The sequence below is a fragment of the Pseudomonas sp. MT3 genome (assembly GCF_054720805.1).
On the sequence record NZ_JBTVPY010000008.1, the window covers coordinates 91,111 to 113,342 of the forward strand.

Consider the following 22,232-nt stretch of genomic DNA (forward strand, 5'->3'; position numbering starts at 1 on the left):
AAAGCATCGCAGACCGAAACAAGAAGCCCGGCATTCGCCGGGCTTTTCAGTGTCACTGCCAGGCTCAGCCGTCCAGCAGCGCCTTGTTGCGCACTGCGCCCTTGTCGGCGCTGGTGGCCAGCAGGGCGTAGGCCTTCAGCGCGGTGCTCACCTTGCGCGCGCGCGGCTGGGCCGGTTTCCAGCCCTTCTTGTCCTGCTCGGCGCGGCGGGTGGCCAGTTCCTCATCGCTCACCAGCAGGTTGATGCTGCGGTTGGGGATGTCGATCAGCACCTTGTCGCCGTCCTGCACCAGGCCGATGGCGCCGCCGGCGGCGGCTTCCGGCGAGGCGTGGCCGATGGACAGGCCCGAGGTGCCGCCGGAGAAGCGGCCGTCGGTGAGCAGGGCGCAATCCTTGCCCAGGCCCTTGGACTTCAGGTAGCTGGTCGGATAGAGCATTTCCTGCATGCCCGGGCCGCCTTTCGGGCCTTCGTAGCGGATGATCACGATGTCGCCCGGCTTCACTTCGTCGGCGAGGATGCCCTTTACGGCGCTGTCCTGGCTTTCGAAGATCTTCGCGCGGCCTTCGAACACGTGGATGGATTCGTCCACGCCGGCGGTCTTCACCACGCAGCCGTCGAGGGCGATGTTGCCGTACAGCACGGCCAGGCCGCCTTCCTGGGAGTAGGCGTGCTCGACGCTGCGGATGCAGCCTTCGGCGCGGTCATCGTCCAGGCTCGGCCAACGGGTGTTCTGGCTGAACGCGACCTGGCTCGGGATGCCGGCGGGGCCGGCCTTGAAGAAGGTGTGGACCTTCTCGTCGGTCGTCTGGGTGATGTCCCACTCGGCGATGGCCTCACGCATGCTCGGGCTGTGCACGGTGCCCACGTCGGTGTGCAGCAGGCCGCCGCGGGCCAGTTCGCCGAGGATGGAGAAGATGCCACCGGCGCGGTGCACGTCTTCCATATGGTACTTCTGGATGTTCGGTGCGACCTTGCACAGCTGCGGCACCTTGCGCGACAGGCGATCGATGTCGCGCAGGTCGAAGGCGATCTCCGCCTCCTGGGCGGCGGCGAGCAGGTGCAGGATGGTGTTGGTCGAGCCGCCCATCGCGATGTCGAGGGTCATGGCGTTCTCGAACGCCTTGACGTTGGCGATGCTGCGCGGCAGCACGCTGTCGTCGCCTTCGCCGTAGTAGCGCTGGCACAGCTCCACCGCCAGGCGGCCGGCGCGCAGGAACAACTGCTCGCGGTCGGCGTGGGTGGCCAGGGTCGAACCGTTGCCCGGCAGGGACAGGCCCAGGGCCTCGGTCAGGCAGTTCATCGAGTTGGCGGTGAACATGCCGGAGCAGGAACCGCAGGTCGGGCAGGCGCTGCGCTCGTACTCGGCGACCTTCTCGTCGGAGCAGGAGTCGTCGGCGGCGACCACCATGGCGTCCACCAGGTCCAGGCCGTGGCTCGCCAGCTTGGTCTTGCCGGCCTCCATCGGGCCGCCGGAGACGAACACCACCGGGATGTTCAGGCGCAGGGCGGCCATCAGCATGCCGGGGGTGATCTTGTCGCAGTTGGAGATGCAGACGATGGCGTCGGCGCAGTGGGCGTTGACCATGTACTCCACGGAGTCGGCGATGATCTCGCGCGACGGCAGGGAATAGAGCATGCCGTCATGACCCATAGCGATGCCGTCGTCCACCGCGATGGTGTTGAACTCCTTGGCCACGCCGCCGGCTTTCTCGATCTCGCGGGCGACCAGTTGGCCGAGGTCCTTCAGGTGCACATGGCCAGGCACGAACTGGGTGAAGGAGTTGGCGATGGCGATGATCGGCTTCTTGAAGTCTTCGTCCTTCATCCCGGTGGCGCGCCAGAGGGCGCGGGCGCCAGCCATGTTTCGGCCGTGGGTGGAGGTTTTCGAGCGGTAATCGGGCATGACAGGTTCCTGCGCATCAGGTCACGGTGGGAGTCGATCCGGGTCTTTAAGTGCGGCGGCGTGCAGCGGGTAGGGCTGGCCGGCGAGACCTTGAGCGGACTCTGATTTCGTATCGTGAGCGCGGTACGCACCGGATGCAAACAGCAGATGGCCTTGCATGGGCGAGGTTGGCGCGGGGCGTGGCGGGGTCACCGCCTGCTCGGCCGGGGCTCACAGGCCCGCCGGGGGATAAATGGCAGGAATGCCCGGATTCTACGCCGGGCCTTGCCGCCAGGGAAAGGCTGGCGGTCGGTACGGGGCATAGACTTTCGCCGCGCTGGCGTGGTCTGAATGGCCAGTGGCGCTTTCCCGTCCCATTCGTTGAAGGAGCAACCCCATGAAGGTTACCCGCATCGCCCTGCTCGCCGTGCTTTTCGTCGGCGCTGTGCAGGCTTCGTCCGATGAGGCCTGGCAGGCGCAGGACAAGCAGCAGCGCGAAGCCTGCCTGGCGCTGAGTCATCTGCAGAACAAGGAGGTGCTGGGTTCGCCGGTGCTGTTCGACGACAGTGTGGGCTATACGGCACTGATGATCGGTGGGCGCTATCCCCAAAAACACATGCAGGGCAAGCAGGGCCGCGAGCTGTGCCTGTTCGAGCGCAAGACCGGCAAGGCGGTGATCAGCGAGGCGGATTCGCTGATGCCGGTGAAATGAAAAACGGGGCGCTCCCTTGCGGAAACGCCCCGTTTTCTGACCTGCCGTGATGCCTTAGCCGTTGGGCAGCAGGCGCACGGTCAGGCTCTTGATGTAGCGGGTTTCCGGGATCGCCAGGTGCACCGGGTGGTCCGGACCCTGGCCGCCGCGTTCGAGCAGTTGGATATTGCGGTCCAGGTGGCGGGCGCTGCCCAGCAGGATGTTCTGCAGGTCGTCCTCGGGCAGGTGCATGGAGCAGGAGGCGCTGACCAGGATGCCGTCCTTGGACAGCAGGCGCATGGCCTGTTCGTTGAGGCGGCGGTAGGCGGCCTCGCCGTTCTTCAGGTCCTTCTTGCGCTTGATGAAGGCGGGCGGGTCGGCAACGATCACGTCGAAGCGCTCGTCGGCGGCCTTCAGCTCGCGCAGGGCTTCGAACACGTCGCCTTCGACGCAGGCGACCTTGTCCGCCACGCCGTTCAGCGCGGCATTGCGCTCCACGCCATCGAGGGCGAAGCCGGAGGCATCGACGCACATCACGTCGCTGGCGCCGAAGGCCGCGGCCTGGATGCCCCAGCCGCCGATGTAGCTGAACAGGTCGAGCACGCGCTTGCCCTGCACATAGGGCTGCAGGCGGGCGCGGTTCATGCGGTGGTCGTAGAACCAGCCGGTCTTCTGGCCGGCCAGCACCGGGGCTTCGAACTTCACGCCGTTCTCTTCCAGCGCGACCCATTCCGGGACTTCGCCGTAGGCGTTGGCCACGTAGCGCTCCAGGCCTTCGGCATCGCGGGCGCTGGAGTCGTTCTTCCACAGCACGGCGCTGGGTTTGAGCACCTGCAGCAGGGCGGCGAGCACGTCGTCGCGGTGCTTTTCCATCGTCGCCGAGGCGAGCTGCACCACCAGCACGTCGCCGAAACGGTCCACGACCAGGCCCGGCAGCAGGTCGGAGTCGCCGTAGACCAGGCGGTAGAAGGGTTTGTCGAACAGGCGCTCGCGCAGGCTGAGGGCGACGTTCAGGCGGTGAACCAGCAGGGATTTGTCGAGGACGTGCTTGGTATCGCGGGAAATCAGGCGGGCGCAGATGAGGTTGTTCGGACTCATCGCGACGATGCCCAGCGGTTTGCCGTTGGCCATTTCGAGGATGGCCTGTTCGCCGGCGCCGAAACCGTTCAGCGGGGTGGCGGCGACGTCCACCTCGTTGCTGTAGACCCACAGGTGGCCGGCGCGCAGGCGGCGCTCGGCGTTGGCTTTCAGACGCAGGCTGGGCAGGGTCATGGGGAAAGGCTCCGGCAAAAGAGCGCGATTATACCGTAGCGGCACGCGCCGCCGGAGCGGGGCGCGTGCGCTTTTGGTCGACTTCGGGGTCAGGCGGCGAGGGCTTCGATCAACTGCTTGCTGAAGGCTGGGATGTCGTCTGGCTTGCGGCTGCTGATGAGGTGGCCGTCCTTGACCACGGGGCGGTCCACCCAATGGCCGCCGGCGTTGCTGATGTCGTCCTTGAGGGAGTTCCAGCTGGTCAGGGTACGGTCCTTCACCAGGCCGGCGGAGACCAGCAGCCAGGCGCCGTGGCAGATCACCGCGATGGGCTTGCCGGCGTGGTCGGCGCGTCGCACCAGTTCCTGGGCCTTGGGCAGGCTGCGGATCTGGTCGGAATTGATCACGCCGCCGGGCAGCAGCACGGCGTCATACTCGTCGATGCGGGCCGTCTCGAAGGTACCGTCCACCTTGAAACTGTCGGCGGGCCGGTCATGGTTCCAGCCACGGACCTTGTCGGCGTTGTCGGAAAGAATGCGTACCTTGGCCCCGGCCTGTTCCAGGGCGCCGCGCGGGCCGGTCAGTTCCACCTGCTCGAAGCCGTCGGTGACCAGGATGGCGACAGTCTTGCCGTTGAGTGTCTGGCTCATGGCGAATCTCCCGTTTCGTCCTTTTGGGTGTAAAGGTTCCGACACTGCCGCCGATGAAAGTTCAGTCTAAAACGCCGGTTCCAGAACGTTGCGCTCTGGGTAAACTGTGCGCCCCGTCAACTTTCAACCTGCCCGCCCATGTCCCAGGAACTCTCCGCCGAACAGATCCGTCAGGCCCTGCAGGGCATCAGCGTGCCGCCGCAGCCGCAGATCATGGTTGATCTGCAGATGGAGCAGTTCATGCCCAACCCGGACCTGAAGGCGATCGCCAAGCTGATCAGCCAGGACCCGGGGCTGTCCGGCGCGCTGCTTAAGCTGGTGAACTCGCCGTTCTTCGGCCTGGCCAACCGCATCACCTCGATCCAGCGGGCGGTGAACCTGTTGGGCAGCCGCTCGGTGATCAACCTGATCAATGCGCAGTCGATCAAGGGCGAGATGAGCGACGACACCATCGTCACCCTCAACCGTTTCTGGGATACCGCGCAGGACGTGGCGATGAGCTGCCTGACCCTGGCCAAACGCATCGGCTACGAGTCGGTGGACGAGGCCTACGCGCTGGGGTTGTTCCACAACTGCGGCATTCCGCTGATGCTCAAGCGCTTCCCGCACTACATGGCGGTGCTGGAGGAGGCTTATGCCAGCGCCAGTGACGAGCGCCGGGTGGTGGACACCGAGAACCGCGTGCTGAACACCAACCATGCCGTGGTCGGCTACTTCACCGCGCGCTCCTGGCGCCTGCCGGAGCATGTCTGCGAGGCCATCGCCAATCATCACAACGCGTTGTCGATCTTCAGCGACGACAGTGCCCGCGACACGCAGCTGAAGAACCTGCTGGCGATCCTCAAGATGGCCGAGCACATCTGCGGCTCGCACCGCGTGCTGGGCAACCAGCCGGAAGACCACGAGTGGGAGAGCATCCGCGCCAGGGTGCTGGATTACGTCGGGCTGAGCGAGTACGACTTCGAGAACCTCAAGAGCAGCATTCTCGAACTGGGTGTGGGGCAGGGCACCTACTGACCGCCGCGTAGGCTCTTCGTAGGAGCGAGCTTGCTCGCGAACGAGTTTCCCGGCGGGTAAGGCGTTGAGCGGTTCGCGAGCAAGCTCGCTCCTACAAAAAAGCACTGCGTTCGGGCATGAAAAAGCCGGGCAGATGCCCGGCTTTTTCGTGGAGCGGCGGCGATCAGTCGAGCATGTCGCTGAAGCGCTCGTCCTTCTTGTAGGCGATGGCCTGGTTGAAGCCCGGCACCTGTACGCCCTTGTCGCTGATCTCGATGGCCTTCTCGTTGATCATGTCGTTGCCGAAGTTGTAGATGATGTCGAAACGCCCCTGGCTGGCGGCTTCATCGTACTGCCGGGCGGCGCTGCGGGTGGCTTCGCGGCGGGCCTGGTAGTCGGCGAAGGCGGCATCGCCGTGGCGCTTGCGCAGCATCTTCTCGGTCACGGCGGGGGACAGCAGCACACCGGTGGCGTTGTTGCCGCCGAAACCCTTGGAGTTGATGAAGCAGACTTCCAGGTCGTCGCGGCGCACGTCGCTGCTGGACAGGGCGATGTGGTCCCTGAAGACGTCGTCGGCGAAGGTTTCGACGGTCTTGATGCCCGGGATCACGCCGTAGCGGAAGGTGCCCAGGGCGGAGATCATCTGGTCGGCGCTGGCGGTGGCCAGGGAGTGGCCGACGAAGGCCTTCACCGCGGTGATCGGCCAGTCGCTGATGCCGAAGGCGGTGGCGACGCGATCGAGGATTTCCGACTCGGTGACGCGGTTGGCCGGGGTGCTGGAGCCGTGGGCGTGGACGAAGCTGTGCTGGCGCACGCTCTTTTCGCCGACGATCTGCGTGGCGGCGGCCACGGCCTTGGCCATCGTCAGGTAGTTGCCGGGGCCGGGGGCGGAGATGGACTTCTTGAAGCCGTCGGCGTTGATGAACACGTCCGGCACCGAGCCGTGGATCTCGGCGCCCAGTTCCAGGGCCAGGGCGTCGTCCATCAGCACCACGTACTGGGCGGATTCGGCCAGGGTGAAGCCGCAGTTCTCGCCGAACGGGCGGCTGGCGCGGCGGAAATCGACGTCGTCGCGGCCTTCGATGTGGCGCAGGCCCTCCTCGGTGGCCAGCGCGCCCATGGCGGCGTAGCCCTCGATGATCTCGGAGGTGATCGGCGCTTCGGCGTTGCCGATGATGGCCACGCGGGCCTGGCCGCTGGTGATGACGTCGATGCCCTTCTGCAGGTTGTAGAGGAAGGTGGCGCAGGCGCCGGTGACGCTGCCGGTCATGCCGACGCTGCCCAGCACGTAGGCGTTGATGAAGTCGGTGGGCATGCTGTTGAAGCCCAGTGGCAGTTGCTTGGCCGACACGCGGTGGCCGCGCAGGCGCGACTGCAGCAGGCCGCCGAAGCCGTTCTCGTCCAGCTGGCTCATGATGCTGCTGGAGAACACGGCGATCTCGTCGGGCTGCACCTTGTCGCAGATGGTCTGCCAGTCGATGCCGGTGGAGCGCACCGCGTCGGTGGCGGCGACCACGGACATCTGCAGGCCGCGCGGGTGGAAGCGCGAGTTGTACAGCTCGCCGGGTTCGAAGCCGGTGGGCAACTGGCCGGCGGACTTCACCGGCAGCGCGCGGTAGCTGTCGACCTTGAACTCGCAACTGTCGTGCAGGGTGACGCGCACCTCGCCGCCTTCGAGTTCTTCCACCGACCAGTTGGCCGGCAGCGGCTCGGGCAGTTGCTTGCGCAGACTGGTGAAGGTCACCGGGCCGCTGGCGGCGCTGACGGTCAGGCTCTTGTGGCAGTGCGCGGCGTCGACGTCGAGGTATTGCAGCTCGATGCGACGGATCAGGGTGGACTGGCGGATCTGCTGCTCGAAGCGCTGCTCGATGGCGGCGAGGTCGAGGCTGTCGCCGTCGGCGTCCTGGTACTGGCCGTCGACGACCTTGACCAGCTTCATCATCACCGCGAGGCCGGCGAGGGTTTCCTGGCGGGCGGCGCTCTCCATGGATTCGAGGACGGTGCGGCGGAACCCATGATGGAACGAGCTGCGACCCGCAGCGTTATACCCACCAAAACCAACGATGACCGGTAGTCGAGACATCTCTCGGAAACTCCTTCAGCAAGTCCATCTTGTACGGCCGGGCGGCGGTTGCCCAAGGCGGGGCGGCCCGGTGGCACAAAGCCAGGCGGTGGCTAGAGTGATTCGAATGCTTTAGCTGACGAGGATGATGACCGCCGAGTCACGCCAATGCCAGGATTTGGCGGAAGAAGACGACGAATTTCCGTATGGATCGAGCGGAGACTGCTGAAGGAGGGGGGAGCCGGGAGCCACGATGGGCTCCCGGGGTGTCGCGGGTAGTGCTCAGCGGTACTCGATGCCAGCCTTTTTGGTGCTGACGCGGGTGCCGGACTTGCCTTCGGTGATGGCGACGATGTTTTCCAGCGAGCCGATCACCGCGTCCTTGCCGGTGTTGCGGGCGAACTCGATGGCGGCCATGACCTTCGGCCCCATGGAGCCGGCGGCGAAGCCCAGGCGTTCCAGTTCGTCCGGGTGGGCCTGGGCGATGGCCTTCTGGGTCGGTTTGCCCCAGTCGATGTAGGCCGCGTCCACGTCTGTGGCGATGATCAGGATGTCAGCCGACAGCTCCTGGGCCAGCAGCGAGGAGCAGAGGTCCTTGTCGATGACCGCTTCGACACCGGAGAGCTTCTTGCCGGCTTCGTCATACATGGTCGGGATGCCGCCGCCGCCCGCGCAGATGACGATGGTGCCCTTGTCCAGCAGCCACTTGACCGGGCGGATCTCGAAGATGCGCTTCGGACGGGGGCTGGCGACCACGCGGCGGAACTTGTCGCCATCAGGTGCGATGCTCCAGCCTTTTTCCTTGGCGAGGGCTTCGGCCTCTTCCTTGGAGTAGACCGGGCCGATCGGCTTGGTCGGGTTCTGGAAGGCCGGGTCCTTGGCGTCGACTTCGACCTGGGTGAGGATGGTGGCGAACGGTACTTCGAACGGCAGCAGGTTGCCCATTTCCTGTTCGATCATATAGCCGATCATGCCTTCGGTCTCGGCGCCGAGAACGTCCAGTGGGTACGGGCTGACTTTCTCATAGGCCGCGCCCTGCAGGGCCAGCAGGCCGACCTGCGGACCGTTGCCGTGGGCGATCACCAGCTCGTTGCCCGGGGCAACCTTGGCGATCTGTTCGGCAGCGATCCGTACGTTGGTGCGCTGGTTGTCGGCAGTCATGGGCTCGCCACGACGCAGCAGGGCATTGCCGCCCAATGCGACGACGATACGCATATTCATTTCCTCCGAAAGAGTGGGAGCGCCCGGACCGGCGACGTCGTCGCGGTCCGGGGCTGTCCGGCATTACATGTCGGCGAGGGTCGAAACGAGGATCGCCTTGATGGTGTGCATGCGGTTTTCCGCTTGCTCGAAGGCGATGTTGTACGGGGACTCGAAGACGTCATCGGTGACTTCGATGCCGTTCTTCAGGTTCGGGTACTGTTCGGCGATCTGCTTGCCGACCTTGGTTTCGCTGTTGTGGAAGGCGGGCAGGCAGTGCATGAACTTCACGCGCGGGTTGCCGGCGGCCTTCATCATGTCCATGTTGACCTGGTAGGGCAGCAGTTCCTTGATGCGCTCGCCCCAGGCTTCGACCGGCTCACCCATCGATACCCAGACGTCGGTGTGGATGAAGTCCACGCCCTTGACCGCGACTTTCGGGTCTTCGGTGATGGTGATCTTCGCGCCGCTTTCTTCGGCGAACTTCTTGCAGGCGGCGACGTGTTCGTCGGTCGGCCAGAGTTCCTTGGGAGCGGCGATGCGCACGTCCATGCCGAGCTTGGCGCCGATCAGCAGCAGGGAGTTACCCATGTTGTTGCGGGCGTCGCCCAGGTAGGCGTAGGCGATGTCGTGCAGCGGCTTGTCGCTGTGCTCGCGCATGGTCAGCACGTCAGCCAGCATCTGGGTCGGGTGGTATTCATCGGTCAGGCCATTGAACACCGGGACGCCGGCGAACTTGGCCAGTTCCTCGACGATTTCCTGCTTGAAGCCACGGTACTCGATGGCGTCGTACATGCGGCCGAGTACGCGGGCGGTGTCCTTCATGGACTCCTTGTGGCCGATCTGCGAGGAGTTCGGGTCGATGTAGGTGACGTTGGCGCCCTGGTCATAGGCGGCCACTTCGAAGGCGCAACGGGTGCGGGTCGAGGTTTTCTCGAAGATCAGCGCAATGTTGTTGCCTTTGAGGTGTTGCTGCTCGGTACCGGTGTACTTGGCGCGCTTGAGGTCGCGGGACAGATCCAGGAGATAACGCAGCTCGCGGGTGCTGTGGTGCATCAGGCTGAGCAGGTTACGGTTGTGCATGTTGAAAGCCATGATCGTTCTCCTTGTGGGATGGAAGTCTCTGCCTCGTCAGTGCCGTTTGTGGTTGGCAAGGCAGGCGGCCCTGTTCGGGCCGCCGTGTGAGGTATGTGCGCTCTGTTGGGTAATCAGTAGTCGATCGGGTCGCGGATGATCGGGCAGGTCATGCAGTGACCGCCGCCACGGCCCCGGCCCAGTTCGCCGGCGCTGATGGTGACCACTTCCACGCCAGCCTTGCGCAGCAGGGTATTGGTGTAGGTGTTGCGGTCATAACCGACCACCACGCCCGGCTCCAGGCAGACCACGTTGTTGCCGTCGTCCCACTGCTCGCGCTCGGCGGCGAAGCTGTTGCCGCCGGTTTCCACGACGCGCAGTTTCTTCAGGCCCAGCGATTCGGCGACGACGGTGAGGAAGTCCTTGTCTTCGCGCTGGACGTTGAGGCCGTAGGGGCTCTTCTCGTCCGGACGCAGGACGAAGGGAACGATCTCCTTCACCACTTCCGGGAAGACGGTGACCAGGTCGCGGTCGCAGAAGGTGAAGACGGTGTCCAGGTGCATCGCGGCGCGGGACTTGGGCAGGCCGGCAACGATGACTTTCTCGGCCGCGCCCTTGGCGAACAGTGCCTGGGCAACCTGGCCGATGGCTTGGCGGGAGCTGCGTTCACCCATGCCGATCAGGACGACGCCGTTGCCGATTGGCATCACGTCGCCACCTTCCAGGGTGGACATGCCGTGGTCCTTGTCCGGATCGCCGTACCAGATTTCGAATTCGGCGTTGGTGAATTCCGGGTGGAACTTGTAGATGGCGGTGGCCAGCAGGGTTTCCTGACGTCGCGCCGGCCAGTACATCGGGTTCAGGGTCACGCCGCCGTAGATCCAGCAGGTGGTGTCGCGGGTGAACTGGGTGTTGGGCAGCGGCGGCAGCAGGAAGCTGGAGTGGCCCAGGTAGTCGCGGTACATCTTCAGCGCCTTGGCGCCTTCGCTGTCAGGGATATCGTCAGAGGCCACGCCACCGATGAGGAACTCGGCCAGCTTGCGCGGCTCCAGGCCTTCCAGCCAGCTACGCAGCTCCTGGGTCAGGCCCAGGCCGACGCTGTCGTTGGTGATCTTGCGGTCGAGGATCCACTTCAGGGCCTCGGGATTCTGGACGGTCTCGGTCAGCAGATTGTGCATTTCCAGGACGTCGATACCGCGCTCACGCATCTTGGTGACGAAGTCGAAATGGTCGCGCTTGGCCTGGTTCACCCAGATTACGTCGTCGAACAGCAACTCGTCGCAGTTGCTCGGGGTCAGGCGTTGGTGGGCGAGTCCAGGCGAGCAGACCATCACTTTGCGCAGTTTGCCAGCTTCAGAATGAACGCCAAGTTTGGTTTTTTCCGTGCTCATGAGATGTCTCCAGGAGTTACAGAGAGAGGAAGCCGTCGTAGAGGCCGTAAGCTGCGATCAGGAATCCGATTGCAACGATCGCGAAAATCAGCTTCTCGACATTGGTGAAGATGGGTTGGCCCACTTCACGTTTCGCGATAGCGAAGAGGATGACCCCCGGCGCATACAGCAGCGCCGACAGCAGCAGGTATTTCAGGCCACCGGCATAGATCAGCCAGATGGCGTAGATGACCGAGATGGCGGCGATGATCAGGTCCTTGCCGCGATCGCCCGGGTCCTTGTCGTAGGTCTCGCCCTTCACGGTCAGCAGCAGTGCGTAGGCGGCGGACCAGAAGTACGGCACCAGGATCATCGAGGTGGCCAGCAGCAGCATCCGGGTGTACGGGTCCATCCCGTCGGAACTGCCCGAGGTGAAGAACACGATGACCAAGAAGACCTGTACGCAGATGTTGGTCAGCCACAGGGCGTTGGCCGGTACCTGGTTGGCGTTCTCGCGGCGCAGGAACTCGGGCATGGTGTGGTCCTTGGCCGCGGCGAACATGATCTCGGCGCAGAGCAGGACCCAGGAGAGCAGGGCACCCAGCAGGGAGATCAGCAGACCGACGCTGATCAGGACGGCACCCCAGTGACCGACGATGTGCTCCAGTACCAGCGCCATCGACGGGTTCTGCAGCTTGGCCAGTTCCGGCTGGGTCATTACGCCCATCGACAGTACGTTCACCAGTACCAGCAGGAGCAGCACGGTGATGAAGCCGATGACCGTGGCCTTACCGACGTCCGAACGCTTTTCCGCACGGGAGGAGAAGATGCTCGCGCCTTCGATGCCGATGAACACCCAGACGGTGACCAGCATCATGTTGCGCACCTGGTTCATCACGCTGCCCAGCTCCGGATTGCTCGAGCCCCAGATGTCGGCGGTGAAGATGTCCAGTTTGAAGGCGAACACGCAGATCAGGATGAAGAGGAACAGCGGCACGATCTTGGCGACGGTCGTGACGGTGTTGATGAACGCCGCTTCCTTGATCCCGCGCAGTACCAGGAAGTGCAGGGCCCACAGCAGCACCGAAGCGCCGATGATCGCGGCCAGCGTGTCGCCCTTGCCGAAGATCGGGAAGAAGTAGCCCAGGGTGCTGAACAGCAACATGAAGTAACCGACGTTGCCGAGCCAGGCGCTGATCCAGTAACCCCAGGCCGAGGAGAAGCCCATGTAGTCGCCGAAGCCGGCCTTGGCGTAGGCGTACACGCCGCCGTCGAGTTCAGGTTTGCGGTTGGCGAGGGTCTGGAAGACGAATGCCAGGGTCAGCATCCCGACCGCGGTGATGGCCCAGCCGATGAGGATAGCGCCGACGTCCGCACTGGCGGCCATGTTTTGCGGAAGGGAGAAAATGCCCCCGCCGATCATGGAACCAACCACCAGGGCCGTCAGCGCGCCGAGTTTCAATTTTTGGCTGCTTTCTTGCGACATTTAAGAATCTCCCTATAGGAAGTTGGAGAGTGAGGCTATTTAGCGCCCGTCTTGGCGGTGCACTCCTGATTCAGGTCAATAGCTTGCTATCCAATGTATTGGGCAGTACTTCCTGCTCTGCCCACCCCGCATAAACCATAGGAGAGGTTTTGCATTAGCGCCCGATTTAGAGGGGATTTCGTGAAGATTTGAGCGTGGTTTCATGACCGCAGCATGGCAGTCGAATTCGCAGGCCCGCGCAGGACGCGCCGTTGCGCTTGATTCGCAGATACAGGGAGGCGCAAGACCGTTATGTAGGAAAGTCCTGAACGAAGCTGCGAGGAGGGAAAATTGGCCGGGGCAGGATCACTGCACCCGGCGATGCGCCTGTCGAATCGCAGGCGCGAGATGGCAAGAAGCCTGAAGGACACCGCCGGGTTCGTGGCCCGGAGGGCGTGCCGCAAGCGGGTGCGGCACGAAGCAATGCGCAACGCGCACTGGATAAATGAAGAGCAAGGGCTGTGCCAGCACGCCGTAGCCCCGGCTTCCGGGCTCTGCGTGATGAAGTGGTTAACCAGATAGGCGGATTCTTGCTCAGTTGTCGCCATCGTCGGCGGAATTTCCGCCACTGCCGGAGAACAGCAGCCCGTGTTTGCGCAGCTTGTCGTGCAGGGTCTTGCGCGGCACGCCCAGGGCTTCGGCAAGGCTGCGCAGCGAGTTGTGCGGGCGGCTCATCTCGGCGGCGATCAGCGAGCGCTCGAAGGCTTCCACCTGTTCGTTCAGCCCCCCGTCGGCGATGGCTGGCGCTCCTTGGGCGCCGCCTTCGTCCAGCCCCAGGTCCAGCCCCAGTGCGTAACGCTCCGCGGCGTTCTGCAACTCCCGTACGTTGCCCGGCCAGCCGTGGGCGAGCAGTTGTGCGCGTTGTGCGGAGTCCAGGGCGCGCGCTGTCAGGCCATGTCGTTGCGCTCCGCGTTCGGCGAAGTGCTGGAACAGCAGGAGGATGTCGTCGCCCCGCTCGCGCAGCGGCGGGATGCGCAGGCTGGCGACGTTCAGGCGGTAATAAAGGTCGGCGCGGAAACGGCCCTCGTCGGAGGCCAGGCGCAGGTCCTCCTTGGTCGCCGCGATGATGCGGATGTCCAGCGCAATGAGCTGGTTGGAGCCCAGGCGCTCGACGGTGCGTTCCTGCAGCAGGCGCAGCAGCTTGACCTGCACGTCCAGGCTCATGCTTTCGATCTCATCGAGGAACAAGGTGCCGCCGTTGGCGTATTCGAACTTGCCGATGCGCCGTTTCTGCGCGCCGGTGAAGGCGCCTTGCTCATGGCCGAACAGCTCGCTTTCCACCACCGACTCGGCCAGCGCGCCGGCATTGATGGCAACGAAGGGACCGTCGCGCCGGCTCGACAGGTCGTGCAGGGCACGGGCAACCACTTCCTTGCCCGAACCGGTTTCGCCGAGGATGAGCACGTCGGCCTGGATCGCCGCCAGCGAGGCGACCTGCTGCTGCAAGCGCTGCATCGGTGCTGACTGGCCAACCAGGCGGCCGCGCAATTCCTTCTGTTCGGACAGCGCCAGGCGCAGGCTGCGGTTCTCCAGCACCAGCCGGCGCACATCGAGGGCGCGGCGCACGCTGTCGAGCAATGCATCGCTGGGGAAAGGTTTTTCCAGGAAGTCGTAGGCGCCCGAGCGCATGGCCTTGACCGCCAGCGGGACGTCGCCGTGGCCGGTGACCAGGATCACCGGCAGCTCGGCGTCCTGCGCGTGCAACTGCTCCAACAACTGCAGGCCGTCGATGCCGGGCATGCGGATATCGCTGACGATCACGCCGGGCCAGTCCCGTGCCTGCTGCGTATCGAGCTGGCGCGCATCGGCCAGGGCGACGACCTTGAAGCCGGCCAGGTCGAGGGTCTGGCACAGCGCCTGGCGCAGGTGGGGATCGTCGTCGATCAACAGCACCTGGGTGGTGGAGTCGAAGGGCGCTGTCGAACTCATGCGCGGGTTTCCTCTTGCGGCGTCGAAGTCACGCCGGGAATGCCCGGCAACAGGTGCAATTGTACGAGAGCGCCGCCTTCGGGGTGATTGCCCAATTCCAGATGCCCACCGAGAGTACGTAACAAGGTGTCGCAGATGGCCAGGCCGAGGCCGAGGCCCTTGGCACTGGTCTTGGTGGTAAAGAAGGGTTCGCGAGCGTGGGCCAGCGCCTGCTCGGAGAAACCGGGGCCGTTGTCGCGCAGCGACAGGATGATGCGCTCCGGCGTCTGCTCGGCAGTCAGCCAGATGCGCCGCGGCGGTGCCTTTTCGGTGAGCGCGTCGAGGGCGTTGGAGAGCAGGTTGGATAGAACCTGTCGTAGTCGGGTCTCGCCGGCCTGTACCCAGATCGCCGCATCTGGCAGATCGCGCAGTAGCTCGACGTTCATCGCTTGCCGGCGCGGCGCGACCAGCGCCAGGGCGTCGTTGATCGCCGGTTGCAGCGCGACGTTCTCCGGCGCGCGCCGTGCACCACGGGCATAGGCCTTGAGATGGCCGATGATCGAGGCCATGCGCCCGGTCAGTTCGCCGATCTGCTGCAGGTTGCCGCGTGCATCGTCGTAGCGTTCATGGTCGAGCAGCACGCGGGCGTTGTCGGCATAGCTGCGGATCGCCGCCAGCGGCTGGTTGAGCTCGTGGCTGATGCTGGCGGACATGGTGCCCAGGGCGGTCAGCTTGCCGGCCTGTACGACTTCATCCTGGGCGTGCATCAGCTCGCGTTGCGCCTGTTCGCGGTTGCTGACCTCTTCCTGCAAGCGGGTGTTGGCGTCTTCCAGTTCCTGGGTGCGTTCCTGTACGCGCAGCTCCAGTTCGTGCTTGGCCTGTTCTTCCAGCTCGATGCGCTCCAGGTAGTGGCGGCGGCTGATGGTCAGCAGCGACAGCAGCAGGAGCAGCGCGACGAGGGTGGCCGCGCCGATCAGCACGACGCTGCGCACCGGGCCGTCCACCTGGGTGCGGGGGGTATAGATGCTCACTGTCCAGCCGGTTTCCGGCAGAAGGCGACTCTGGCTGATCCAGCGGCGCTGGTTGATCTTCAACGGTGCCGGATGGAGCACCGGATAAGGAATGTTCTCGGCGATTTCGCGCTGCTTGGCAGGCGATAGCTCCTTCGCGGTATGGAAACGCCAGGCGTCGCTGGAAGACAGGATGACCACGCCGTTGGAGTCCATGACCAGCAATTGCTCCGGCGTGTTGCCCCAGAGCTGCTCCATGTGTTCGAGGTCGACCTTTACCACCAGCACGCCCAGCAGCTTTCCGCCTTCGCGCACGTCGCTGGCGAAGTAGTAACCGCGTCGCTTGGAGGTGGTGCCCAGGCCGAAGAAGCGCCCTTGCTGACCTTGAGTCGCCTCCTTGTAGTAGGGACGAAAGGCGAAGTTGCGGCCGACAAAACTGTCCGGCTGATCCCAGTTGGAGGCGGCGTGAGTCATGCCGTCCGCCTGTATCAGGTAAATGACGTCCGCCCCGGTGCGCCCGCGGATGCGTTGCAGTTCGGAGTTGGCGGCGTTCTGTGCGGTGACGCTATCAGGCGCCTGCAGCGCGGCGCGAAGCGTTGGCAGCTCGCCGAGGATCGGCGGCAGGTCCTCGTAACGGCGCAGGGTGCCGAGCAGGTTGGCGACGTACAGGTCGAGGGTCTGCTGGTTCTGCTCGGCCAGTTGTTCGCTGTAGTAACGCTCGGCGAAGTGGTGGAGGGGCCAGAGCAGCGGTGCCAGCAGTAAGGCGAGAAGGGCCAGCGAGCGCCAGCGTGTGAGCTGATGGTTCAAGTCGGCATACATCGTATGGGGCGTGTTCGCTGTGGATGCTACACCGATCAAGGCCGGCGGGCTGCATCATGCGGACCGGCTCGCTTGGCCGAGCCACCTTCCAGGCCGGTATGGATGCCCTTGATGCTCACCTCGTCCCGAGGTCTCAGTCGAAGAGTTCGGCATCTGCCAGACGGCGCCCTTCGCGGTCCTTCCCGGACAGCGCCGGCTCTGCGTCGAGAGGCCAGTCGATGGCCAGCTCCGGATCGTTCCAGGCGATGCAGCGCTCATGCTCCGGCGCCCAGAAGTCCGTGGTCTTGTAGAGAAACTCGGCGCTTTCGCTGAGCACCAGGAAACCGTGGGCGAATCCCTCGGGAATCCACATCTGCAACTTGTTCTCTTCGCTGAGGACCTGGCCGACCCATTGACCGAAGGTAGGTGAACTGCGGCGCAGGTCCACGGCGACGTCGAATACCTCGCCTCGGACGACACGTACCAGTTTTCCCTGGGGCTGCTGTATCTGGTAGTGCAGCCCGCGCAGCACGCTGCGGGACGAACGCGAGTGGTTGTCTTGTACGAAATGGATCTGGCGGGCGATCGCCTGTTCGAATTTCTGCTGGTTGTAACTTTCGAAGAAGAAGCCACGGCTGTCACCGAAGACTTGAGGTTCGATCGCTAGAACATCGGGGATAGTCAACGGGGTGGCTTTCATCGGTAGACCGTTTGCGTCAGAAGGCGTTGGAGATACAGGCCGTAGCCGCTCCTGGATAGTGGTGCAGCCAAGCGTTGCAAGTCTTCGGGGCTGATCCAGCCCTGACGGAAGGCAATCTCCTCCGGACACGCGACTTTGAGCCCTTGCCGGTTCTCCAGGGTGGCAATGAACTGGCTGGCATCGAGCAGCGACTCATGGGTGCCGGTGTCCAGCCAAGCATAGCCGCGGCCCATGATTTCCACCGACAGATCGTTCTGTTCCAAGTAGATGCGGTTGACATCGGTGATTTCCAGTTCACCGCGTGCCGAGGGGCGGAGGCTTCTGGCGATTTCGATGACACGCTGGTCGTAGAAATACAGCCCCGTCACAGCGTAGTTGGATTTCGGCCGTGCCGGCTTCTCTTCAAGACTGATGGCCTTGCCGCAGGTATCGAACTCCACGACGCCGTAACGTTCGGGGTCATGTACGTGGTAGGCGAAGACGGTCGCGCCGCTTGCCCGTTGCGTGGCGTTGATCAGGAGTTCCTGCAGGTCGTGACCGTGGTAGATGTTGTCGCCCAGCACCAGGGCGCTCAGGCTGTCGCCCAGAAACTGCTCACCGATCAGGAAGGCCTGAGCCAGACCGTCCGGTGAGGCCTGTACGGCATACTGCAGTTCGATGCCCCATTGCTTGCCGCTGCCAAGCAGATGCTTGAATTGGGGCGCATCCTGGGGAGTCGTGATGATCAGTATTTCCCTGATACCTGCCAGCATCAGGGTGCTGAGCGGGTAGTAGACCATCGGTTTGTCGTAGACCGGCAACAACTGCTTGGACACTGAGAGCGTGGCGGGATGCAGCCGGGTGCCGGCGCCGCCGGCGAGGATGATGCCCTTCCGCTTCATGCGGATTTTTCTCCTGCCAGCTCGACCAGCATCCGCTTCAGGTGAGTTTCCCAGGCAGGCAGGGTCAGACCGAAGGTTTCCCGCAGCTTGCGGGTATCGAGTCGAGAGTTATGGGGGCGCGTTGCCGGCAGCGGGTATTCCTGGGTCGAGATCGGCAGAACCTGCTCTGGCGAGGTACGAAGTGGAAACCCCAGGCCGATGGCCTGCTCGATCACGAAGCGCGCGTAGCCGTGCCAACTGGTTGCGCCATCCGCGGTCAGGTGATAGAGGCCGGCAAGCGCCCGGGCGTCAGGACGATGGCGTAGCTGTGCAAGCACCTGAGCCGTGACGTCGGCGATCAACTCGGCGCTGGTCGGTGCGCCGACCTGATCGGCAATCACGCGCAACTCCTCGCGATCCGCTGCCAGGCGCAGCATGGTCCTGGCGAAGTTCGCGCCGCGCGCGGCGTAGACCCAACTGGTACGGAAGATCAGATGGCGGCAACCGCTGGCGATAATCGCCTGCTCACCTTCCAGCTTGGTCTGGCCGTAAACATTGAGCGGTCCGGTCGGATCGCTCTCGCGAAAGGGCTGGCTGCCGCTGCCGTCAAATACATAGTCGGTGGAATAGTGTACGAGCCAGGCATCCAGATCGGCGGCCAGTTCTGCCAGCAGACCGACGGCTTCAGCATTCACCAGATGCGCGCGGGTGCTGTCGGATTCGGCCTTATCCACTGCGGTATAGGCGGCCGCGTTCACGATGATCGAGGGGCGTTCTGCATTTACCAGGGCGCGCAGGCCCGCCAGGTCTTCCAGATCGCCGCGCCGGCGATCACAGACGGTCAGTTGCCCCAGGGGGGCGAGGGCGCGCTGCAGCTCCCAGCCGACCTGGCCATTGGCGCCGAGGATCAGGATGTCGGTCACGTGTACTGCTTGTTCAGCCATTCACGGTAGGCCCCGCTGGCCACGTTTTCTACCCAATCCTGGTTGTCCAGGTACCAGCGGACGGTCTTGGCAATACCGCTCTCGAAGGTTTCCGCAGGTTTCCAGCCCAGCTCCCGTTCCAGCCGGGTAGCGTCGATGGCGTAGCGACGGTCATGGCCGGGGCGGTCCTTGACGAAGCGGATCTGCTCGCGGTAGCTGCGGCCATCGCTGCGCGGGGCTTCCTGGTCGAGCGTATCGCAGATTCGCGACACCACATCCAGGTTGGACTTCTCGTTCCAGCCGCCAACGTTGTAAGTCTCGCCCACTTGTCCGGCTTCCAAGACACGGCGAATGGCACTGCAGTGGTCCCTGACGTACAGCCAATCGCGAATCTGCTGGCCGTCGCCGTAGATTGGCAGCATCTCTCCGGCCAGGGCATTGCGGATCACCAGAGGGATCAGTTTCTCCGGAAAATGGAATGGCCCGTAGTTGTTCGAGCAGTTGGTGGTCAGTACCGGCAGGCCATAGGTGTGGTGATAGGCTCGGACCAGATGGTCGGACGCCGCCTTGGATGCGGAATAGGGGCTGTTGGGCTGATAGGGGTGTTGTTCGGTGAAGGCGGACGCAGTGGGGGCGAGCGAGCCGTAGACCTCGTCAGTGGAGATATGCAGGAAGCGGAAGCCGGATTTTTCCGCCGCGCCGAGAGTTCCCCAATAGCCACGCACTGACTCGAGCAGGTGGAACGTCCCGACGATGTTCGTCTGGATGAAGTCCTCCGGTCCACGGATCGAGCGATCGACGTGCGATTCCGCAGCGAAGTTGATCACGGCCCGCGGTCGATACTCGGCGAGAAGACGATTTACCAGTGCAGTATCACCGATATCGCCGTGCACGAAGGTGTGGTGTGGGTTTCCTTCCAGGCTTGCGAGGTTCTGCAGGTTGCCGGCGTAGGTCAGCTTATCGAGACTGATCGCTGGTTCGTCATGGTTGGCGAACCAGTCCAGCACGAAATTGGCACCGATGAAGCCGGCGCTGCCGGTTATGAGGAGGGTCATGGGGGACTCGGTGCTCCGGGGCTGAGTGGTTAGGACACCTACATTCTGGCTTGATCGGGTGGTAGTGCAAGAATACGCGCTCCATAGACCACGTCTTTCCTTGAGGGGGGCGGAAGACGGTGTCTATGGAGCGTTTGCAGATCAGGAACTGGCCACTGGCGCCACGGTTTGTTTGAGTCCGGAGATGGATGCACTACAGCAGGATACCTTGAGAGCGGCGTACGACATTCACGTGGCAACCGCCTTGAAAATCGCCGGTCAAACCATCCGCCTCACACGTCCGTTCGACGTTGGATATAGATGTGATCGACGATCTCCCCATCCGGTACATAACCGCTGACGGTTTCACGTAGCAGTTGCCGGATTTGCACGAAATCGTCCGAATCAACAGCTTTGAGCAATGCTCCCAGGCGCTCCTTGAGCACATCCCAATACAGGTACTCCTCATTGGCTCGCATGATCATGGGGTGCTCGGTCGGCTGCACGTTGTCGCCAATCAGAAGCTCTTCGTAGAGTTTCTCGCCCGGGCGCAACCCGGAGAACTCGATGCAGATATCCCCGTGCGGGTTGGACTCGGAACGTACGCTGAGGCCCGACAGCCTGATCATCTTCTCCGCCAGGTCGACGATCTTCACGGGGCTGCCCATATCGAGCACAAACACATCGCCGCCCTGTCCCATAGCCCCCGCCTGGATAACCAGCTGAGCGGCCTCCGGAATGGTCATGAAGTAACGTGTGATATTCGGGTGAGTAACAGTGACTGGGCCGCCACGCTTGATCTGCTCGCGGAACAGCGGAATCACCGAGCCGGAAGATCCCAGGACATTGCCGAAACGCACCATGGTGAAACGGGTCTTGTTCACCTGGCGAACACTATCGTCTCCATACAATGCCGGCGCAGCTTCTCGACTCAGCGCCTGCAGCACCATTTCCGCCAGCCGCTTGGTGCTGCCCATGACATTGGTCGGCCGCACCGCCTTGTCGGTCGAGATCAGCACGAAATTCGCCACGCCTGCCTTGATCGCCGACTGTGCGGTATACAGGGTGCCTAGCAAGTTGTTAAGCACCCCCTCGGCGATGTTGTGCTCAACCATCGGCACATGCTTGTAGGCCGCCGCGTGATAGACGGTATTGACCTGCCAGGTTCGCAATACATCCTGTAGTCGAAGCGGATTGCGAATCGAGCCGAGTATCGGTACCAGCTGGATTTTCAGCGATTCGCGAGCGATGCGTCGCTCCAACTCGCTGTGAATGCTGTAGAGATTGAATTCGGAATGCTCGAACAGAATCAGCACCCGAGCCCCGGAAGAAAGAATCTGCCTGCACAACTCCGAACCGATAGAGCCACCGGCTCCTGTCACCAGTACCGACTGTTTCTTGATGCAACGCTCGAACAACGCCTGTTGCGGTGGCACCGCATCGCGCCCGAGCAGGTCGGCAATATCGACTTCCTGCAGATCGTCGACCTTGACCTTGCCGCTGGCAAGATCCGTGACCCCCGGTACCGAGCGGACATGCAGCGGATACGCTTCGAGCATCCCCAGCATTTCGCGACGACGTCCACGAGACGCCGACGGAATGGCCAGCAACACCTCGCTCGCTGCAGTCTCATCGATCAACTGCGCGATATGCTTGGGCTTGTACACCTGCAACCCGGAAATGACCCGTCCGGCTATGGACGAATCGTCATCGATAAAGGCTACCGGCAGCAGGGTGCGGCCCATGCGCAAGGCCGCCACCAACTGGTTTCCGGCAGCGCCGGCGCCATAAATGGCCACACGTATGCGTCCGTCACCGCGAGCGACATCGGTTCTTGCCCGAGGGTCGAACCAGCTCCCCATAAAGAACTGGCGCATCGCCAGGCGTAAACCACCCAGTAGCACGAGGCTCAGCCACCAGTAGTTGAACACCATCGAGCGCGGCACGCTTACCGGGCTTCCACGGTACCAATAGATCGCCAGGGACAGCAGCAGCGCCGAAAGCGAAACAGCTTTGACAATGGCGACCAACGCATCGTTACCCAGGTAGCGCATCACCGCCCGGTACATGCCGAAGCGGATGAAGAGCGGCAAGGCGATCAGCGGTGCACTGATGAACAACCATCCGTGGCCGTTGAAGGGGCGAACGGCATCGAACTCGCCCAGACGAACGACGAAGGCCAGCCACAGGGCGATCCAGACGAGGAAGATATCGACAGTGACCTGGAGGATGCGCTTGTACCGCCTGGGTAAGCACAAAAGTCGCTGACGAATTTGATTACTCCATTGCCACACCATG

Annotated in this window: 17 protein-coding genes; 2 read left to right on the forward strand and 15 right to left on the reverse strand. The window is 63.5% G+C overall.

Features of this window, described 5'->3' with window-relative positions; all coding sequences use genetic code 11:
• Positions 1–64: 64 nt before the first annotated feature.
• Positions 65–1,903 (reverse strand): dihydroxy-acid dehydratase, encoded by a 1,839-nt coding sequence (ilvD, locus tag ACYCAX_RS10310; protein ID WP_460247930.1) that lies wholly within the window; start codon positions 1,901–1,903, stop codon positions 65–67.
• A gap of 376 nt (positions 1,904–2,279) precedes the next feature.
• Between ilvD and ACYCAX_RS10315 the strand changes: the two genes are divergently transcribed.
• Positions 2,280–2,594: a hypothetical protein gene (locus ACYCAX_RS10315; RefSeq protein ID WP_294981265.1), complete on the forward strand. Its 315-nt coding sequence runs from the start codon at positions 2,280–2,282 to the stop codon at positions 2,592–2,594.
• Between the two features lie 54 nt (positions 2,595–2,648).
• Here ACYCAX_RS10315 and ACYCAX_RS10320 read toward each other — a convergent pair whose 3' ends face one another.
• Together ACYCAX_RS10320 and ACYCAX_RS10325 are read right to left on the reverse strand one after the other, a co-directional pair.
• A complete protein-coding gene (locus ACYCAX_RS10320; RefSeq protein WP_294981267.1) occupies positions 2,649–3,845 on the reverse strand; it encodes a class I SAM-dependent rRNA methyltransferase in 1,197 nt (398 codons plus the stop codon).
• A gap of 89 nt (positions 3,846–3,934) precedes the next feature.
• A complete protein-coding gene (locus ACYCAX_RS10325; RefSeq protein ID WP_015479383.1) occupies positions 3,935–4,474 on the reverse strand; it encodes a type 1 glutamine amidotransferase domain-containing protein in 540 nt (179 codons plus the stop codon).
• Positions 4,475–4,666: 192 nt separating this feature from the next.
• Between ACYCAX_RS10325 and ACYCAX_RS10330 the strand changes: the two genes are divergently transcribed.
• Complete coding sequence (locus ACYCAX_RS10330; RefSeq protein WP_086009629.1) at positions 4,667–5,491, forward strand: HDOD domain-containing protein; 825 nt, start codon at positions 4,667–4,669, stop codon at positions 5,489–5,491.
• A gap of 163 nt (positions 5,492–5,654) precedes the next feature.
• On the opposite strand, the gene ACYCAX_RS10335 is transcribed toward ACYCAX_RS10330, so the two are convergent.
• The 12 genes from ACYCAX_RS10335 to ACYCAX_RS10390 all read right to left on the reverse strand — a co-directional run bounded on the left by ACYCAX_RS10335 (position 5,655) and on the right by ACYCAX_RS10390 (position 22,231).
• A complete protein-coding gene (locus ACYCAX_RS10335; protein ID WP_460247931.1) occupies positions 5,655–7,553 on the reverse strand; it encodes a beta-ketoacyl synthase in 1,899 nt (632 codons plus the stop codon).
• 261 nt (positions 7,554–7,814) lie between these two features.
• Positions 7,815–8,747, reverse strand: a complete 933-nt coding sequence (gene arcC / locus ACYCAX_RS10340) for a carbamate kinase (protein ID WP_015479380.1) — start codon at positions 8,745–8,747, stop codon at positions 7,815–7,817.
• Positions 8,748–8,816: 69 nt separating this feature from the next.
• Positions 8,817–9,827: an ornithine carbamoyltransferase gene (locus tag ACYCAX_RS10345; protein ID WP_015479379.1), complete on the reverse strand. Its 1,011-nt coding sequence runs from the start codon at positions 9,825–9,827 to the stop codon at positions 8,817–8,819.
• A 113-nt stretch (positions 9,828–9,940) separates the two neighbouring features.
• Positions 9,941–11,197 (reverse strand): arginine deiminase, encoded by a 1,257-nt coding sequence (gene arcA / locus ACYCAX_RS10350; RefSeq protein WP_015479378.1) that lies wholly within the window; start codon positions 11,195–11,197, stop codon positions 9,941–9,943.
• Between the two features lie 16 nt (positions 11,198–11,213).
• Positions 11,214–12,662, reverse strand: coding sequence for an arginine-ornithine antiporter (gene arcD, locus ACYCAX_RS10355; RefSeq protein WP_015479377.1), 1,449 nt, complete (start codon positions 12,660–12,662; stop codon positions 11,214–11,216).
• Positions 12,663–13,235: 573 nt separating this feature from the next.
• Positions 13,236–14,630 carry a two-component system response regulator DctD gene (gene dctD, locus ACYCAX_RS10360; RefSeq protein ID WP_460247932.1) on the reverse strand — a complete coding sequence of 465 codons (1,395 nt, stop codon included), beginning with the start codon at positions 14,628–14,630 and terminating at the stop codon, positions 13,236–13,238.
• Positions 14,627–16,438: a sensor histidine kinase gene (locus ACYCAX_RS10365; protein ID WP_460247933.1), complete on the reverse strand. Its 1,812-nt coding sequence runs from the start codon at positions 16,436–16,438 to the stop codon at positions 14,627–14,629. The genes dctD and ACYCAX_RS10365 overlap by 4 nt, the downstream gene beginning before the upstream one ends.
• A gap of 133 nt (positions 16,439–16,571) precedes the next feature.
• Positions 16,572–17,117, reverse strand: coding sequence for a dTDP-4-dehydrorhamnose 3,5-epimerase (gene rfbC / locus ACYCAX_RS10370; RefSeq protein ID WP_460247934.1), 546 nt, complete (start codon positions 17,115–17,117; stop codon positions 16,572–16,574).
• Positions 17,114–17,998: a glucose-1-phosphate thymidylyltransferase RfbA gene (gene rfbA / locus ACYCAX_RS10375; RefSeq protein WP_460247935.1), complete on the reverse strand. Its 885-nt coding sequence runs from the start codon at positions 17,996–17,998 to the stop codon at positions 17,114–17,116. Before rfbA ends, rfbC begins: the two co-directional genes overlap by 4 nt.
• Positions 17,995–18,921 carry a dTDP-4-dehydrorhamnose reductase gene (rfbD, locus tag ACYCAX_RS10380; protein WP_460247936.1) on the reverse strand — a complete coding sequence of 309 codons (927 nt, stop codon included), beginning with the start codon at positions 18,919–18,921 and terminating at the stop codon, positions 17,995–17,997. The genes rfbA and rfbD overlap by 4 nt, the downstream gene beginning before the upstream one ends.
• Positions 18,897–19,955 carry a dTDP-glucose 4,6-dehydratase gene (gene rfbB, locus ACYCAX_RS10385; protein WP_460247937.1) on the reverse strand — a complete coding sequence of 353 codons (1,059 nt, stop codon included), beginning with the start codon at positions 19,953–19,955 and terminating at the stop codon, positions 18,897–18,899. Before rfbB ends, rfbD begins: the two co-directional genes overlap by 25 nt.
• A gap of 272 nt (positions 19,956–20,227) precedes the next feature.
• Positions 20,228–22,231 carry a polysaccharide biosynthesis protein gene (locus ACYCAX_RS10390; RefSeq protein WP_460247938.1) on the reverse strand — a complete coding sequence of 668 codons (2,004 nt, stop codon included), beginning with the start codon at positions 22,229–22,231 and terminating at the stop codon, positions 20,228–20,230.
• Between the last annotated feature and the right edge of the window lies 1 nt (position 22,232).